Origin of the sequence: Methylotenera sp., assembly GCF_029945705.1 — a bacterium.
In the GTDB taxonomy this organism is placed as follows: Bacteria; Pseudomonadota; Gammaproteobacteria; order Burkholderiales; family Methylophilaceae; genus Methylotenera.
The window spans coordinates 48,844-67,021 of the sequence record NZ_JAQSDC010000050.1 but is presented as its reverse complement, the minus strand read 5'-3'; the positions used below and the strand labels follow the sequence as shown (position 1 = coordinate 67,021).

The window sequence follows — 18,178 nt, the reverse complement described above, 5'->3', positions numbered from 1 at the left end:
TAATTTAAGCGAAAAGGATAAATAGCCATGAAAATTAATGACTCTATTAAGAATACAGCTGGCCTCGGTGTTGATAAGCCAGGCGCTGGGAAACTAGGCTCAGCTAATAGTAAAAATGCACAAGCTTCACAAGTGGACACTAAATCTGCTGAAAGTGTGACGTTATCGCCACTGTCAGCACAATTGAAATCACTGGAAGAAAAAGTCTCTGCAAGCAGCGTTTTTGATGCTGAAAAAGTTGACGCGATTAAATCCGCGATTGCAAACGGTCAGTTTAAAGTAGATTCAGAAAAAGTCGCTGATGGATTGATAAGCTCTGTGAAAGATTTTTTATCTACACAGAAATAGCAGAAAAATATAATGTACCAAACATAACGAGGACAACATGAACAAGCCAACTTCTAACCTGATGATTAGTTTCGAGCAAGATGCGAAATTAGTGAGCAATCTGCTAGAAGTGTTAACACGAGAGCAATCTAGCTTGGTGTTGTCTGATATAGACGCGATTGAAACCGCAATGGAAGAAAAGTCTTTATTGTTGCAAAGTATTAGCCGCACAGCTAATAGTCGTTATGCCGCACTTGCTGCAGGCGGTTTTGCACCGAATGAATCTGGTATGACTACTTGGCTTAAAAGCCAAACCAAATCTGCGTTAACTGAGTCATGGGAACGTTTTCAAAAATCAATCAGCCAAGCCAAAGAAATGAATCGGCTCAATGGTGTTCTAATCAATAAACATTTCAATCGCAATCAACAACTGCTCAATCACCTACAAGGTAATTCAAATAATGGTGGCGTTTACGGTAAAAACGGACAAGCAAAATCACAGTCAGGCTCTCGCTCATCTTTAATTGCTTAATGATTTTTTCTTGTTATAATTATGGCACTCTAATGGACTTAATGTAGTCGCTGTAGTTCGCAGTTTTGACTGACATATCTTGCTTTACTTGCTTTACTTGCTTTACTTGCATTAGAAAAGTAAAGCATTAGCATCTATCCATTCAAAAATTATAATAAGTAAAAGGGGCGTACCTGATGGCTTTGGTACCACGAGATGGTGATTAGTAAATTCTTATTACTTTTTGAGTGCAAGTTGTCTGCCTCGGTTAATGTGACTTGGCGAACATGTATATCGCCAGTCATCACGTTTTTTAAACTCTTTTTTACCCCAGCTAACTTTCAGTATATTCATTTGAATAGTCCATTATATTTTCCATATCATCGCTATTTACCAAATTTTACCTCGCCTTTTCCGCTAAGTCGCGATTGTTCGATATGAATGTCGGACGCAAGTTAATGCTCATTGTAGTGGCTAGCGTTCTGCTAGTCATTATCCCCGCTGCTGCTGGTATTTACCTTTATTTGAAACAAAATCTGCTTGCAACCGAGGCCGTTACGCTTACTAACGAAACACAAACCATTGTGGCTAGCAATACTCAAACTCTGCTTGGTTACGAGTTTAGCCTAAAAGCATTATCTAGCACGCTTGAAAAAACCTTAGCCGAGCCGCCTAAAGTGGGTGAAGCTGCAGCTTTCGACCGACTAGTGCAACGTTACCCAGACCAGGCATTGCGCAATCGACGTGAGGGCTTTAATGGACACACTGAAGCGGGTCTATTTTTACCACCAGATGCAGTGTTAGATGCAGAGCAAAAAAGTATGCATTTACGCAGTAAGCATTTGCTGGATATTTACGGCACCTCAATTACCAATGCTTACGGCAATATATGGCTGTTAACAAAAGATAAAACTGAAGTCATTTACGATCATCTGTATCCAGAATTTGCTGCTTTAATGAAAGCGGATACGGATTACACTCAAACCGCTTGGCTGACATTAGGTGACCCTGCTACAAACCCTAAGCGTGAGGTGCGCTGGACGCCGCCGATGCTTGATCCAGTATCTAGCAGTTGGATCATTAGTGCGGTTTTACCGCTAGATATTAATGGTCGCTGGATAGGCACAATAGGGCGCGATATTAGCATTACTAAGGCGCTTCCTTCCTTAATGCAAAAAAGTCAGCGCTATTCCGGTGAGCAACTCTTTTTGATGGATGCGCAAGGTAATTATATCAATGCAGGGCCGTGGCAGAAACAACTTGAGGCTCACCCAGATACGTTTAAATTAGATTTAACTCAAGAGCCTGAGTTGGCTAAACTTTTGGGGCATAAAGTATCAAATTTAAGCACGCATATTCATGATAAGTACCTGACATTTAACGGGCGAGAGTATCTGGCTATTGACGCACCTATGCCTTACCTAGATTGGCGTTATATGCGCTTCGTGCCTGTGAATGAAATTTTAGCACCTATGCGTCAATTATTTTATTCATTAATAGGCATAGTGCTTGCCATTGGCTTATTGATAGGCTTTTTGATTGATTTGGCGGTTCAGCGCAACATTATTAAACGCCTGCAAATTTTAGCCCATGCTGTGCGCAGGTATGGTTTGGGAGATATGAAAGCCCGCGCAAATTTGCTGGGGAGTGATGAAATAGCTAAAACCTCGCAAGAGTTCGATACGATGGCTAAGCGCATTGAAAGCAACGAGCGTGAACTAAGTCTCGTGATGAATAATATCCCAGTGATGGCTTCTCGAGTAGACAATAATCTACGTTATGTTTTTGTAAGTCATCAATATACGACCATTTTTGCTAAGCCTATGCAGGAAATTGTTGGGCATACTATGCGAGAAGTACTAGGTGAAGATTTATTTGCGCAAGAAGAGTCATACGCTAGACGTGCACTAGCTGGCGAAGCCGTTAGTTTTGAAGTTAGCTCCGAAATTTTAGGTTACGGCGAGATGGTTGGTCTCGTACACTTCATTCCTAATTTGGATGAAAATAATCATATTGATGGATTTTTTATTAGCGTCGTTGACATGACTGAACGTAAGAAAATTCAACAAGATTTGATGGAACGTGATGCTCGCTGGAAGTTTGCAATTGAAGGATTTGGCGATTATTTGTGGGATGCCGATGAAGTTTCAGGAACAATTACTTATTCAAAAGCGTGGATTGACATCATAGGTTATGCTGAAGACGAGCTTAATCATAAGCTGGATGAGTGGGAATCCCGCATTCATCCAGATGATAAGGCTGCTGTACTTGCCAACTTACAAAGCTGCCTTGATGGCGACACGCCAACGTATGATTGCGAGTATAGGATACTTGGTAAAAATAGTAGTTACAAGTGGATACATGATCGTGGCATCGTATTAGACAGAAGTGTTAATGGCAAACCGTTGCGTATGGTTGGCACGGCAAGTGATATTAGTCTGCGTAAGCAGTTAGGAGTTGATCTGAAAGCGAAAGATGATCGCTGGAAATTTGCGATTGAAGGTTCTGGTGATGGCGTTTGGGATTGGGATATTCAATCCAATACGATAGAGCATAGTGCACGCTGGAAAGAAATACTGGGTTATGCAGCATTTGATGTGCTTCCAACGGGTGAAGCCTGGGAAAACCGATTTCATCCTGATGATAAAGCACGCGTTGAGAAAGAGATGCTTTTATATCTAGCTGGAAAAACTTCCATATATAGAGTTGAGTGTCGAATACTGTGTAAAGATGGAAGCTACAAATGGATACTAGGTCGCGGTATGGTCGTGAGCCGCGATCAGCAAGGTAAGCCATTACGCATGATCGGCACCAGTACCGATATTAGTAAGCGTAAGCAGGTAGAAATTGAGTTGAGTATCGCCGCCACAGCTTTTGAATCACAGCAAAGTATCATTATCGCCGATGCTAAACGGAAAATTGTGAGGGTGAATACTGAATTTACCAAAAGCACTGGATATTCTGTTGAAGAGGTTGTTGGTCAGTCTATCGATATACTTAAATCGGATAAACATGATGCGGCTTTTTATAACGCCATGTGGACGACAATTAATGAGGTTGGTACATGGAGTGGTGAGGTTTGGAATACGCGTAAAAATGGCGACATCTATCCTGGTCAGCTCACACTAACTGCAGTAAAAGACGTGCTTGGTCACGTTAGCTATTATGTGGGGACTGTACTTGATATTACTGAGCGTAAGAAAATTGAGGAAGCTTTAATTGAAAGCGAGTATCGCTCAAAATTTGCCATCGAGGGCTCAGGCGATGGCGTATGGGATGTGAACGTTCAGACTGAGGAGGCGACTTACTCTAAGCGTTGGGCAGAAATGCTCGGCTACGAACCAAGTGAGATTTTGCCTACGCGCGATGAGTGGAGAGCGCTCATTCACCCTGAAGATAAGCCACGAGTTTTATCAGCTGGCTATGCTTACCTTGAAGGTAAAACAGAAATTTACATGGTTGAGTATCGCATTAGGTGTAAAGACGGCGAGTACAAATGGATGTTGAGTCGCGGCATACTGGTGAGTCGTAGTGAGGACGGTAGGCCTTTACGCATGATTGGTACGCAAATCGATATTACCGAGCGTAAACTTGCTGAAGAAAAGCTAAAACGGATGCAATTTGAGTTGTTAGAATCCCACGAGCGCTATGTCGATTTATATGAATTTGCGCCTATTGGTTATTTGTCTATTACTCAGCACGGCATGATTACCGAGGTCAATTGGAAAGTGACCGCTATGTTAGGCTTGCAACGTAAAGATATTAATCAACATCGATTTGAGGAATTTGTCGTAGAAGACGACAAAGGTTTTTGGCGTCGCCAGTTTACTATGATTAAAGCGCAGCAAGGTGGCGAAGAACTCACCTTGTCACTCAAGCTTGCTAGCGCAGATGGTGCTATATTCAATGCAAATTTACATTGTTTACGTATGGATGATGATGAAGATCAGCCCATATTGCGCGTGACGCTTGAAGATGTAACTCAACTCAAACAAGCTGAAGAGTTGATGCAACTACGCGAAAGTTATCAGCGCTCATTGTTAGATAACTTCCCATTTATGGTTTGGTTGAAAGATAAAAAACATCGTTACCTTGCGGTTAATCAATCTTTTACTCAAGCAAGCGGTTATGACTCAGAAACTTTACTGCTAGGCTTAACTGACCTAGATGTATGGCCCAAAGAGCAAGCGAAAAAATATCGCGCGGATGATATTGAGGTATTAAGAAACGGTGTGCCAAAGGCTTCAGAAGAGCTTTTGGAGATTAATAATCGTAAGAAATGGTATGAAATTTATAAATCACCAGTCACCATAGATGGTGAAGTCGTTGGCACGGTTGGCTTTGCACGTGATATTAATGATCGCAAACATGCCGAAATGTTTGAGCAGTTTCGTAGTCATGTATTAGAGCTTTTGATTGCTGACTTAACATTGCAAGATATTCTTGAAGCGATTGTGCTTGGCGTAGAACAATTTAACCCTGAGATGCTGTGCAGCATTTTGTTGCTTGATGCAGAAGGTAAGCGTCTATGTAACACAGCTGCGCCAAGTTTGCCTACATTCTATAATGCGGCGATTGATGGCAATGAAATTGGCATGGGTGTTGGGTCTTGTGGAACTGCGGCGTTTACTGGTGAGCTTGTCATCGTTGAAGATATAGCAACGCATCCTTATTGGGAGGGCTATCGAGAGTTAGCACTTAATTCTGGTTTGGCAGCTTGTTGGTCGCAGCCTATTTTTGCGCCCACTGGCAAAATACTAGGAACATTTGCTATCTACCATCGGAACCCTAATACGCCAACGCAAAGAGATATTACGTTGATTGAACAATCTGCCAATTTGGCGAGTATTGCCATTGAGCGTAAGCAGGCTGAAGATGACCTGCGTATTGCCTCAATTGCTTTTGAGTCGCAAGAAGGCATGATGGTGACGGATGCAAAAAATATCATCCTGAAAGTCAATCAAGCGTTTTGTGATATTACTGGCTACACCACGGAAGAGGCGGTAGGGCATACACCGAGGTTATTAAGCTCTAGCCAACACAGCGAAGGTTTTTATGATGCCATGTGGGAATGTGTGCATGCTACAGGGCATTGGGCAGGAGAAGTCTATAACCGACGTAAAAATGGTGAAGTTTTCCCGCAACATTTGACTGTGACCGTAGTTAAAAATGCCAACGGTGTTGTGACCAACCATGTGGCCACGTTAACCGACATCACCATGAATAAAGCTGCCGCCGAAGAAATTAAACATCTGGCTTTTTATGACTCTTTGACCGGCTTGCCTAATAGGCGGCTCATGGTGGATATACTTAATCAGGCTTTGGTATTTAATGCACGTACTGGCCAAGATGGCGCGGTATTGTTTTTAGACTTGGATCACTTCAAAACTCTGAATGACTCGCTAGGCCATGATGTTGGTGACTTACTGCTGCAACAAGTTGCCGAGCGCTTGGTCAGTTGCGTACGAGAGGGTGATACTGTTGCTCGTTTAGGTGGTGATGAGTACGTGGTTTTACTGGAAAGCTTAAGTGAAGACGCACCTGAAGCTGCGACTCAGGTTGAGGCTATCGGTGAAAAAATTCTAGCTTCTTTGAATCAAGCCTATCAACTTGGTCAACATGAGTATCACTGCACACCGAGTATAGGCGTGGCATTATTTAGCAACCATAATCAGTCACAAGAAGAATTGTTGAAACATGCGGATATTGCCATGTATCAGGCGAAAAAAGCTGGCCGCAATACCATACGGTTTTTTGACCCCAAAATGCAAGAAGTGATTAATACTCGAGTAGACCTAGAGCGTGAGTTGCGTAAAGCTATAGACAAACAGCAGCTTCATTTGTATTACCAGATTCAGGTAGATGTGTCTGGTAGACCGATGGGAGCGGAGGCGCTTATTCGTTGGCTGCATCCCGAGCATGGCTTAGTTTCACCTTTCCATTTTATTCCGCTAGCTGAAGAAACGGGTTTGATTCTACCAATAGGGCAGTGGGTGTTGGAAACGGCATGTCATCAACTTAAAATGTGGAAACAAGACGTGATGACGAATGCGCTTACTTTATCCATTAATGTGAGTGCTAAACAGTTCAGACAAACTGATTTCGTTAATCAGGTGCATGAAGCAGTGCTGCGTTACGATGTTAACCCCATGCTGCTTAAGTTAGAGCTTACAGAGAGCATGTTGCTAGACAATATTGAAGATACCGTGACCACCATGAATAGGTTAAAAGAGGTGGGCATTCGCTTCTCCTTAGATGATTTTGGCACGGGTTATTCTTCATTGCAGTATCTTAAACGCTTGCCTTTGTATCAGCTGAAAATTGACCAGTCATTTGTACGTGATATTGCCGTGGATAGCAGTGACCAAGCGATTGTTCGAACGATTGTTGCCATGGCGCATACGCTTAATTTAAACGTCATTGCCGAAGGTGTGGAAACTGAAGAGCAACAAGGGTTACTGCTGAACAATGGATGTACACATTACCAAGGTTATTTCTTTGGCAGACCAGTGCCTATCGAGCAGTTTGAAGTGCTTCTTAAGTCTCATTAACTAGGTAAACAGTTATTTCACCTATAACTGTCGGCCTTACTTGGTGATGGTTTTAGGTATGATTTCTAATGCAGCATCATTTTGATTAGGTGAGGCATAGAGAATCATAATCGACACTCGACGATTTTTAGCGCGTCCTAGTTCTGTATTATTCTCGGTGATAGGCTGAGTAGCACCAAAGCCTAATGCGCTTAATCTGGCCTCCGCAACCCCTATATCACTTAACATTCTCACTACGCTACTTGCACGCACGGCGGAAAGCTCCCAGTTTGAATAGAATAGATCATTGTGAATGGCAATATTATCCGTGTGGCCTTCCACTTGAATCAGGCGGTCATTATCTTTTATCATGGGTGCAATTTCATTTATTACTGTTGACGCTGCAGCAGCAAGCTCGGCTGAACCTGGTGTGAATAACAAGCTGTCATTGATGTCGATACGAATACCGCGGTTGTTTTGCATCACGCGAACCTTACCTTCGTTAATCAAAGGCGAGAGCTTGTTAGCCAAGTCTATACCCATAGTCGTCATTGACTCGCGTTCCCGACGCATTTTTTCATTGTAAAGATAGGTCAGCGGTAGCGGCTTAATCAGAGAGCCTGCCTGATTTTGAGCATTGCTCTTGATATTAGGATTAAGACTTCCATTGGTCTTTAAATGTCCAGCACCACTATCACCCGTAAATGCAGTGCCCATAGAGGACATCAGTTCGTTGTATTTACCTTGATTGACTGATGAAATTGAATACATCACCACAAAAAATGCGAATAGTAGCGTGATAAAGTCCGCATAAGAGACCAGCCAGCGGTCTGGGTTCTCGTCGTCATCGTCTAGGGGTTTTCTTCTGATTAACATAGTGCTGGTATTTATCTAAAATAGACTAACGTAGATAGGCCAGTAATCGCTCTTCAACGACTCTAGGGTGATCACCACTTGCGATAGAAACCCATGCGTTTAACAGCATTTCTCTGCGCATCATTTCATGCTGAATCAAACCTTTAAGCTTGTTTGAAATAGGTAAGAACACCAAATTGGCTAAGCCTACACCGTAAATTGTGGCAACAAATGCCACGGCAATGCCACTGCCTAGTCTGCTTGGATCAGATAAATTTTCCATCACATGAATTAAGCCAAGCACAGCACCCAAAATACCAACAGTCGGAGCATAGCCGCCAGCGGCACTCCAAATTTTTGCAGCATTACGCTCTTGAATCTCAAAAAAGTGCATATCAATAGCAATCACCTGCCGAATTTTCTCTGGCGGCGTGCCATCTATCATCAGTTTTAGACCTTTTTGAATAAAAGGTTCGGTTTCTTTTTTTAAGTAAGTTTCCAGCATGAAAATACCTTCTTTGCGAGCAAAGTTGCTCCAAAGAATGATGCGATTGGCAAGTGCTTGCCTATCATCTAACGGTGGAGAAAATACTTGGCGTACCATTTTCAAGCCAGCGATAAAGCAGTTTAAATTCGTTTGTAGTAATACCGCACCAAATGTTCCACACATCACAATCAAGAATGCAGCAGGCTGTATGAGCGAGCTTATTTGCCCACCTTCAATGGCTTGTCCGAGTAATATGCCGATTAAGGCAAGCACTAAACCACCTAAACTGCTCCAGTCCATGATTTCTCTTTTAGATTAGAACGCAGCCTAGCAACCGCCTGGCTGTGTAATTGGCAAACGCGTGATTCAGAAACGTTCATCACCGCACCTATTTCTTTTAAGTTCAGCTCCTGTTCGTAATACAGCCCCATCAGTATTTTTTCACGCTCAGGTAATGCGGTAATCGCACTTACCAAAGCATCACGGAAGTCAGTATCAAGCAGAGCTTTAATGGGGTCGCCTTTGCTATCAGCATTAAAGCGATCAAGAAAATGCTCACCATTCTCTGACTCATGAAAATCTTCATAGTAAATCAGTTGATGACCGCTGCAATCACCAAGCATCTCGTGATAATCATTCAATGAAAGTTGTAGTTTTTTAGCTACTTCATTTTCTGATGGAGGCTTACCTAACTGTTGTTCTAGCTGACTTATGGCGACTTCTACATCACGCATGCTCTTGCGTACACTGCGCGGCAGCCAATCGGCACTGCGTAGCTCGTCTAGCATAGAGCCGCGGATTCTCTGTGCCGCATAGGTTTCAAACTGTGCGCCATGCGTATCTTCGTAGCGATTAATCGCGTCGAGTAAACCCATCATACCAGCTTGAATTAAGTCGTCTAGTTCAACACTTGGTGGCAGTTTGGCTTTAAGCTGATAGGCGAGCTTTTTAACCAAAACGGCATGCTTGTTCAGCAGCTCGTCTTTCTGGTCTTTTTTTCCATGAATGGTATACATAGTGAACCTTTAGCCTAAATGATAGATGCCATGTTGTTGATGGCGGCGCTATCCTGTTTGTAATCTAATCGTTGCGCAATCTGCTTGAAAGCGGTTGAAGCGTTTGCTAATGGAAATGCATCAATCACTGAACGACCAAGTTTAGCAGCGCGGCTAAGGTGGTCATCGCTCGGAATAGAGCCAAAAAACTCTAGTTCAATTTGCATGAAACGTCGTGCAACTTGCGATATATTACGGAATACAATTTGCGCCTGAGCATCAGTCGCGTTGTCTACAATAATGCCGAAAGAGCGTCTGCCAAGCTCACTGCAAATTTGTTTGATGAGTGCGTATGCGTTGGTAATAGATTCTGGCTGACGTGTTAATTGAATGATAATTTCGCCATTGTTCAGAATTTTAAGTGGAAGTAACTTATCTTTGTTCAAGGTAGCATCTACCAACACAATGTCATATTGATGGGCTAACTCGTTAAGAAGTTGATTGGTAAGCTCAGATTCATCACTATCCATCGCGAGGTTAAATTGATGTTTTTGCATAAGCTTACCTACATTAAAGCCATAGCTAGTGCTGCTAATGGCGTCAGATATAGAGAGTACTTCGCTATTCATCTCAACAATCACATCGAATAATGAAGGTGATTTGTCTATGCCATACTTCACTTCACGTGAATCTTGAGATGCATGCACCACCAGTACATCACTGCCTTGGTCGAATATTGAAGCGGCTAAATTAGTCATCATGCGTGGTTGATCTTGAGTGTTCGCAGCAGAAATAATCGACACTACTCTTGGCTTTGGTGCAGCCATAATGCGGCGTAACCCTGCGGCTTGGTCATGATGTAAATTAGACATGGCTTAACCCCGCTAACTTAGATTGAATAGTACTGCCAACCGTATTGCCCATGACAAATGGCAGCTCATCAGTCAAGAATTGGAATGGTTGATTGTTAATAGATTTAAGTTTTAATGCATGCTGAATCAAATAGGCTTTATTGGCTAGATGAATATCTTCTGGCACACGTTGGCCATTAGCCACGTAATACAGTTTAATTTTTTCTCTGATCACGACATCTAAAGCGTTGCCTATTGTTGCTGCCTCATCTAATTTAGTGATGATGCAACCTTCTAAGCCTTTGCGCTTATAGGCTTTAATCACATCGGTCAGTGTTTCACCAGTGCTGGTTGCATTGAGGCATAACAGTTTTTTTACTGGCATATTGGTGCTAGAAAGCATGGCGATTTGCTCCGCTACCATACGGTCACGTTGGCTAACACCTACGGTATCAATCAGCACAGTATGTTTGTTTTTTAGCTCATTAAGCGCGATTTTTAAATCAGCTTCATCTTTCACTGCATGTACCATCACACCTAGAATTTTGCCGTAGATTCTTAATTGCTCATGACCGCCGATACGATAAGCATCTGTGGTAATAATGCCCAAATTTTCTGTACCATGTTTCATCACATAGCGCGCCGCTAGTTTGGCCGTAGTAGTGGTTTTACCTACACCAGTTGGGCCAATTAGAGCGAAAATGCCACCTTGATCTAATACTTCAGTTTCATTTTCTATCGTGTTTAAATTAATGCTGAGAATGGCTTTAATCCATGCCATTGCTTTTTCTTCACTTAAATTTTCTGGCATTTTCTCAGTGAGTTGTCTTGAGAGTGCTGCGCTAAAACCTGCAGAGAGTAGCGTACTTAACATCTTTGATTTAATGGGGTCACGCTGTTGAATATTGCCCCATGAAATAGCGGTGAGTTGTGACTCAATCACACTGCGCATGTTGCGCATTTCGTTTAGCATGTCAGTCATTTGTTGGCTAGATTGTAAAGTCGGCAACGGATTAGGGTTTGCTGGCTGGCGAACAGGCGCTGCTGGGCGACTAGCTTGTTGCATCACAGGTTTTTGTGGGGCAGTTGGTCTTAGTTGAGCAGCCTGTTTTTGAGCTTCAGCTTGTTTATGCATAGCGGCAGCGTTATTTTTTAACTCAGCGCGTCTTACAATCTCATCATAATCATCAATTTCAGCTGGCAACGATTCGCGTTTATCTAGAACCGTTTCAGCCGATTTATTGCGATTGTTTTTACTGAGTAAAGACAGCAGAGTAGGGGCGTCATTGCTCTCTTCATTAAATGAGCGTTGCTGACCTTCATCTCTGGCGACCATCGCATTCATGTCTTCTTCTTTGAAAGCCATGATTTCATTGCCACCGTTCATCGCGCGGTTAGATAAAATGACCGCATTTTCTCCCAGTTCTTTACGCACCATGCTTAGTGCTTCCCGTGAGTTTTTTCCGAAAAATCGTTTAATGTTCATGCTGAACCTCCAATAAGACTAGTGACACGTATGGTTTTTGAATCAGGTAATTCGTCGTGTGACAGCACACGAAGATGCGGTACTGCGCGGCGTAAAAATTTAGATAACGCCGCGCGAAGTGGGGCTGAAACCAGCAATACTGGTGTCATGCCCATTTGTTCTTGTTGTTTAGCAGCAGTTTCTGCTTGTCTAGACAATGTTTCTGCCATGCCTGGCTCAATGGCTGAACCAGCTGTGCCATTGCCTTGCATTGCTTGTGTTAATAAGCGCTCAAGGTTGCTATCAAGCGTCATGACTGTGACTTCATTGCCAGTAGGGAATAGTTGTTGCACGATGGCACGGCCAAGCTGAACGCGCACTACAGCGGTTAGCTCGCTAGTATCTTGCGTTTGTGTGGCATATTCAGAAAGTGTTTCTACAATAGTGCGCATATCGCGAATATGTACGCCTTCAGATAATAAGTTTTGCAATACTTTTTGAATCACAGACAGTGATAATAGTTTTGGTGTTAAGTCTTCCACCAGTTTTGGTGAATCTTTGCTGATATGGTCTAGTAATTGTTGTACTTCTTGACGACCAAGCAACTCAGCAGCATGAAGAGAAATAATATGATTCAAGTGTGTAGCAATCACAGTGCCAGCATCCACCACGGTGTAGCCCATGTTTTGCGCTTCATCTTTAATGTTGCTATCTATCCACACCGCAGGTAAACCAAACGCTGGGTCGGTCGTGATGGTGCCAGGTAATGGACCAGACACCATGCCTGGATCTATTGCTAAGAACTGAGCGTAATTAGATTCACCACTCGCAATTTCCACACCTTTAAGCGTGATTTTATAGCTAGAAGGTTTGAGTTCTAAGTTGTCGCGAATGTGCACAGTAGGCGCTAAGAAACCCACTTCTTGTGCAAATTTTTTGCGTAAACCTTTAATGCGTTTAAGTAAATCGCCGCCTTGAGCTTTGTCTACCAATGGAATCAAACGATAGCCAACTTCAAGACCGATTAAATCAACAGGTGTAACATCATCCCAAGTAGCTTCTTCCATCGTTGAAAGCACTTCAACCTTTTCTTCTATAACAGGTTCAGCATCTTCAACTTTTTTCTGTTCAGCAATAAAGTAAGCCATACCAGCCAAAATTGCCGCTAATAATAAGAATGCAAAGTGAGGCATGCCTGGAATGGCACCCATGCCGCCGACAATGCCAGCTGTGACATACACTACTTTAGAATTTGAGAACAACTGTGTGACTAACTGACCACCAATATCTTCATTGTTAGCTACGCGCGATACCACCACACCGGCTGCTACTGAAATAATTAGTGATGGAATTTGTGCAACTAAGCCATCACCAATGGCTAACATGGTGTAGTTCTTAACCGCATCAGCAAAGGCTAAATCGTGTTGCACGATACCTACAACTAAACCGCCAACAATGTTGATGATAATGACCATGATGCCGGCGACTGCATCACCACGTACATATTTACTTGCACCATCCATGGCGCCGTAGAATTCTGATTCTTGACCAACTTCAGCGCGGCGACGGCGTGCTTCATCTTCACCAATCAAACCTGCATTTAAGTCAGCGTCAATCGCCATTTGTTTGCCAGGCATAGCATCTAAAGTAAAACGTGCGCCAACTTCTGCAATACGACCAGCACCTTTAGTCACAACCGTAAAGTTGATAATGGTCAAAATTACGAAAACCACGATACCGACTGTGTAGTTACCACCGATCAAGAAGTGACCAAATGCTTCAATCACTTTACCAGCAGCATCAGGGCCATTGTGACCTTCAGCTAACACTACGCGAGTTGAAGCTACGTTAAGTGACAAACGCAGCATGGTTGTCATTAATAATACGGTTGGGAATGCGATAAAATCGAGTGCTTTTTTGGTTTGTAAGCCAATGAGTAATACCATGATGGAGATGGCAATATTGAAACTAAATAACACATCTAGAATAACTGCTGGTAATGGCAATATCATCATTGCCAACAACAAGATGATAATAGCTGGTGCCGCAATATTACGGCTTGCGAGTTTATTCATCCAAGGTGGTAAGTTAAGCGCGTTCATTAGATAAATACTCTGGTATCAGTAAAACCAGCATCTTCAGCGTCAATAATACTAGGTGCTGGTAGCAAGCTATGTGGATCTAACGCATCAGGCACGGCAAGCGTTGTTGGAATGTCTGGGTAAAAACCACCATCTTTTTTAAATATGCGCATTTGAAACACATAAGCCAATACTTCAGCTACTGCTGAATACAAAGCCTCAGGGATTTCGTTACCAAGTTCGGTGTGTGCGTACAAAGCACGCGCTAATTTAGGTGACTCCATGATTAACACTTTATGTTCACCAGCAATTTCACGAATTTTAAGTGCAACTTCATCTGCACCTTTAGCCACAACTACAGGGGCGCGCATACCCGCATCTTGATATTTAATCGCCACAGCATAATGGGTTGGGTTGGTAATCACTACGTCTGCATTTGGAATTTCAGACATCATTCTGCGTTTAGCCATTTCACGTTGTTGCTGGCGAATTTTGGCTTTAATTTCTGGGTTACCATCAGACTCTTTAGATTCTTGACGAACCTCTTCTTTAGTCATTTTTAGCTTATTAGCGTAATGGTAAAGTTGATATGGCACATCAATCGCAGCAATAAACACTAAGGTGCTGACGATGGTTAGAAATCCTGTCAACATTAAACTTCCTACTTGAGAGACGCTGGATTTTAACGGCATAGTAGATAGTGTTAGTATCGGTTCCATATCATGTGAAATGACGGTATAAGCCACTACGCCAACGAGCATCACTTTTGCAATTGATTTAACTAATTCAACGAGTGAGTTTTTAGAAATAATATTGCTTAAGCCTTTAATAGGATTCAAGCGATTAAATTGTGGTACGAATGCCTTACCACTAAATATCCAGCCACCCACTAATATTGGTGCTGCAATGGCAACAGCAACTAAAATGAAAGCTAAGGGCGCAAATGCCGTTAATAGTGATGAAATAGAATCTGCTGTTCTCATCAACAAAACGTTTGGTTCAAACGCTGCAGTACGATCAAACTGTAAACCTGAACTCATTGTGGTTTTCAATGCTTGATTAAGATGTTCGCTCATCATCAATATGGTTAAGCCAGCGGTGAAAAGCACAGTGACAGTTGCCAACTCGCGAGAGCGTGGCACATCACCATCTTTCCGAGCGTCTTCTAAGCGCTTGGAGGAGGCCTGTTCTGTTTTTTCTAAATCGCTGTCTTCTGCCATGACGATTCCTAAAGTTTGTTCAAATCAACATTTAAGTAAAAAATATTTTTTGTTACTTTGTTGACTACATGGGATGAATTATCAGGCGGATTGATGCGATTGCATCTTTGGAATAAAAGGGTGAAAACAGCCCTTTCTTAAGTGCCTAGCATTAAATAAAGGCAAATTTGATAGCTTATATAGATCAAAATGTAAATATTTTTAATTATTTTTATAAATAAATTCAATAGCTTATGAATTTTTATAAAAAATAATTAGTATTTATTTAAAATTTCCCTAAAGTTTTATAAAGTGCTGCCGATAAATATTTCTAGATGAAACCGAAAATGTTTTTACACATTACTTTGTGATCGGATTAAAGAATTTGAAATGAATGCCGTCACTGTTCTTGATGCATTGAGTTTTAGGAAAAGAAATTAAGGCGCGAACAGTGCTAATGGCAGAGCTTTGTGAAAATTAAGAAAATTATTAGGATATTTTTAAGAATGAAATTACAGATTTAACATATTCTTACACACGCTTAAGCTACTTTAGATTGGTTAAGTGATTGATATATATAGACTCAACTTGCCCCTTGTAGGTGTTTGTAAGACAAACACCTACAAGGGCGCGTCCGCTTATCCTACCGAATTAACCGACAAACCCTAATTGTGAAGAAATGTTAACAAGCTCAAAGTACACCCATACGCGCAACACATTATTTACAACCGAAGAAAAAGTGAATGGGGACATAAAATGAACGAATTAGAAATGATGGCAGAAATTAAAGATGCAAACTTAAATTACTTAATGTTGGCTCAACAGTTGATTCGTTCAGATAAAGCCACTGCAATTTTTCGCTTAGGTATTAGTAAAGACATCGCTGACTTGCTTGAGGGTCTCAGCAATTTACAACTTCTAAAACTCAGCAATGCCAACATGATGCTAGCACGTTTCCGTTTTGATGATAGTGCAATTTTGGGTATGTTAACAAATTATACAAAAGACCGCGCACAAGCCCATTTGCATACTGCCGTTTTAATGGCAGGTCAAACTGCCGAAGCCATGGCACATTAATCAACATGAGTTAACGAATAGCGTTTGACTTTAAGTTAAGGGGAATTATGATGGAAAAGAAAAGTGTAGTGAATGAAGCAGAACAAATTCAACTAGCCATTAAAATGATTAAATTAGGTGCTAGATTACAACTGCTTGAATCTCAAACAAGTTTATCTCGTGAACGTTTAATCAAGTTATACAAAGAGTTAAAAGGCGTATCGCCACCAAAAGGTATGTTGCCATTTTCTACTGATTGGTTTTTAACTTGGCAGCCAAATATTCACTCATCAATTTTCTTTAATATTTATAAATTCATGGTGGATTACACCGATGAAAAAGGGATACACGCGATCATTAAAGCTTATAGCCTTTACTTGCAACAAGTGGAACAAGAGGGCGAAAAGGCTGAAGAAGAACCAGTATTGTCAATGACACGCGCTTGGACGCTAGTACGTTTTGTTGAAAGCAAAATGCTGAAAATGCAAAGTTGTAATTGTTGTGGTGGCAGTTTTATTGTGAATACCTATGACTTAAATCACAAATATGTATGCAATTTATGCCACGTACCTTCACGCGCAGGTAAAACTAAAAAAGCTAAAGAATTAACTTATAAAGTGGTTGCTATGCCAGCTTAATTGTTGAGTTAACAACTTGTTATAAAAAATTAGTTTCCAATATAAATTATGCAAAAAGTGCTTAATAAATATAGTTTGAAATATGAGGTTAAATCTGAACTGGCGCAATTAAGGTTAGAGCATAAGGCTCAACCTCTCAAGCAGGGTGATGATAAATATTTGTATAAAGAATCATTATTACAGACTGCTAAAAGTAAGATACGAACGTTAGTTAGGCCTAATATGCGCTTAGTACCAGCAACACTTGCGGTGTTCATTCAATGTGCCGCCTTGCTGACAGTCGCCGCAATAGTGTGGGCGGTGAATTTTGCTGCGGCAGCCTATTTAGGCATGAATTTAAATATTACTATCTTTACTTTGGTGCTGATGCAGGCACTGCTTGCTGCGACGTTTTCTTATCTTGCAGGTATGGCAAGTTGGTGGCGCTGGATACACTTATGTTTTCCACTTGCCGCATGGATGATGCTTCAGTGGCATATCCCTAGTGCGGTTTATCTTGTTGGTTTTATGATCAGCTTGAGTCTGTTTTGGACGACATTTCGCACCCAAGTTCCATTTTTCCCTTCTCGTCCCGTGGTTTGGCATCAAGTAGCAAGCCTCATTCCGCAAGACAGTCCCGTGCGTTTAATTGATATTGGCAGCGGCTTGGGTGATATGTCCATGTATATGGCTAAAACACGGCCAGATAGCCAAATTGAAGGCATTGAAATTGCACCATTACCGTGGTTGATTAGTTTTATTCGAGCCAAATTTCGCAGGTCATCCGCTAGGTTTACCTTGGGTAATTATCAGGCGCTGGATTTTGCAAATTACGATGTTATTTTCGCTTACCTATCACCAGCAGCTATGCGCATGTTGTGGAATAAAGCCAGTAAAGAAATGCGTCCTGGTAGCTTATTAATCAGTCTTGAATTTGAGATACCAAACGTGCCTGAAAGTATACGTATTCTCGGTAACAAAAACACGCCAGATATTTATGTTTGGAAAATTGTTTAGCAGGCCTTAGTGTTTACGCGCTAGTAGAACTAGTCATTTTCAATTTAATTACAAACTTACCCCCCAAGCTTTACTTCTAGCCATTTCTACAGCTATTACTTAGTTTTATTGTTAAGTACTATTCACAATATAAACCTAAAAACAGCCCTTTATTCCACAGATTGATTTGCAGTGTAGCTTGATATTC

General features: G+C 41.7%; 13 protein-coding genes. 6 read left to right on the top strand and 7 right to left on the bottom strand.

Annotated features, from left to right (window positions below):
* The first annotated feature begins 27 nt into the window (after nt 1–27).
* The 3 genes from flgM to PSU78_RS11245 all read left to right on the top strand — a co-directional run bounded on the left by flgM (nt 28) and on the right by PSU78_RS11245 (nt 7,389).
* Nucleotides 28–348: a flagellar biosynthesis anti-sigma factor FlgM gene (gene flgM, locus PSU78_RS11255; RefSeq protein ID WP_300388026.1), complete on the top strand. Its 321-nt coding sequence runs from the start codon at nt 28–30 to the stop codon at nt 346–348.
* Nucleotides 349–385: 37 nt separating this feature from the next.
* Nucleotides 386–859 carry a flagella synthesis protein FlgN gene (locus PSU78_RS11250; protein WP_300388024.1) on the top strand — a complete coding sequence of 158 codons (474 nt, stop codon included), beginning with the start codon at nt 386–388 and terminating at the stop codon, nt 857–859.
* A gap of 416 nt (nt 860–1,275) precedes the next feature.
* Nucleotides 1,276–7,389: a PAS domain S-box protein gene (locus tag PSU78_RS11245; RefSeq protein ID WP_300388021.1), complete on the top strand. Its 6,114-nt coding sequence runs from the start codon at nt 1,276–1,278 to the stop codon at nt 7,387–7,389.
* Nucleotides 7,390–7,425: 36 nt separating this feature from the next.
* Here the strand turns inward: PSU78_RS11245 and motD are convergent, their stop codons facing one another.
* The 7 genes from motD to flhB are packed head-to-tail and all read right to left on the bottom strand — an operon-like array spanning nt 7,426 to nt 15,322.
* Nucleotides 7,426–8,244, bottom strand: a complete 819-nt coding sequence (gene motD, locus PSU78_RS11240) for a flagellar motor protein MotD (RefSeq protein WP_300388019.1) — start codon at nt 8,242–8,244, stop codon at nt 7,426–7,428.
* 25 nt (nt 8,245–8,269) lie between these two features.
* The gene (locus tag PSU78_RS11235; RefSeq protein WP_300388017.1) at nt 8,270–9,010 is read right to left on the bottom strand and encodes a flagellar motor protein; all 741 of its coding nucleotides are present in this window, start codon (nt 9,008–9,010) and stop codon (nt 8,270–8,272) included.
* On the bottom strand, nt 8,992–9,726 hold the full coding sequence (locus tag PSU78_RS11230; RefSeq protein ID WP_300388015.1) for an RNA polymerase sigma factor FliA: 735 nt from the start codon (nt 9,724–9,726) through the stop codon (nt 8,992–8,994). The genes PSU78_RS11235 and PSU78_RS11230 overlap by 19 nt, the downstream gene beginning before the upstream one ends.
* Nucleotides 9,727–9,740: 14 nt before the next feature.
* Entirely contained in the window at nt 9,741–10,577 is an 837-nt protein-coding gene (locus tag PSU78_RS11225) for a MotR (RefSeq protein ID WP_300388013.1), read from the bottom strand.
* A complete protein-coding gene (flhF, locus tag PSU78_RS11220; protein WP_300388011.1) occupies nt 10,570–12,042 on the bottom strand; it encodes a flagellar biosynthesis protein FlhF in 1,473 nt (490 codons plus the stop codon). Before flhF ends, PSU78_RS11225 begins: the two co-directional genes overlap by 8 nt.
* Nucleotides 12,039–14,123 carry a flagellar biosynthesis protein FlhA gene (flhA, locus tag PSU78_RS11215; RefSeq protein ID WP_300388008.1) on the bottom strand — a complete coding sequence of 695 codons (2,085 nt, stop codon included), beginning with the start codon at nt 14,121–14,123 and terminating at the stop codon, nt 12,039–12,041. Before flhA ends, flhF begins: the two co-directional genes overlap by 4 nt.
* Entirely contained in the window at nt 14,123–15,322 is a 1,200-nt protein-coding gene (gene flhB, locus PSU78_RS11210) for a flagellar biosynthesis protein FlhB (RefSeq protein WP_300388006.1), read from the bottom strand. Before flhB ends, flhA begins: the two co-directional genes overlap by 1 nt.
* A gap of 735 nt (nt 15,323–16,057) precedes the next feature.
* Between flhB and flhD the strand changes: the two genes are divergently transcribed.
* Genes flhD through PSU78_RS11195 form a run of 3 tightly spaced genes read left to right on the top strand, consistent with a single transcriptional unit; the run spans nt 16,058 to nt 17,991 of the window.
* Nucleotides 16,058–16,378 (top strand): flagellar transcriptional regulator FlhD, encoded by a 321-nt coding sequence (gene flhD, locus PSU78_RS11205; protein ID WP_300388004.1) that lies wholly within the window; start codon nt 16,058–16,060, stop codon nt 16,376–16,378.
* A gap of 50 nt (nt 16,379–16,428) precedes the next feature.
* Entirely contained in the window at nt 16,429–16,995 is a 567-nt protein-coding gene (gene flhC / locus PSU78_RS11200; RefSeq protein ID WP_300388079.1) for a flagellar transcriptional regulator FlhC, read from the top strand.
* Nucleotides 16,996–17,043: 48 nt separating this feature from the next.
* Entirely contained in the window at nt 17,044–17,991 is a 948-nt protein-coding gene (locus tag PSU78_RS11195; RefSeq protein ID WP_300388003.1) for a class I SAM-dependent methyltransferase, read from the top strand.
* The last annotated feature ends 187 nt before the right edge of the window (nt 17,992–18,178 follow it).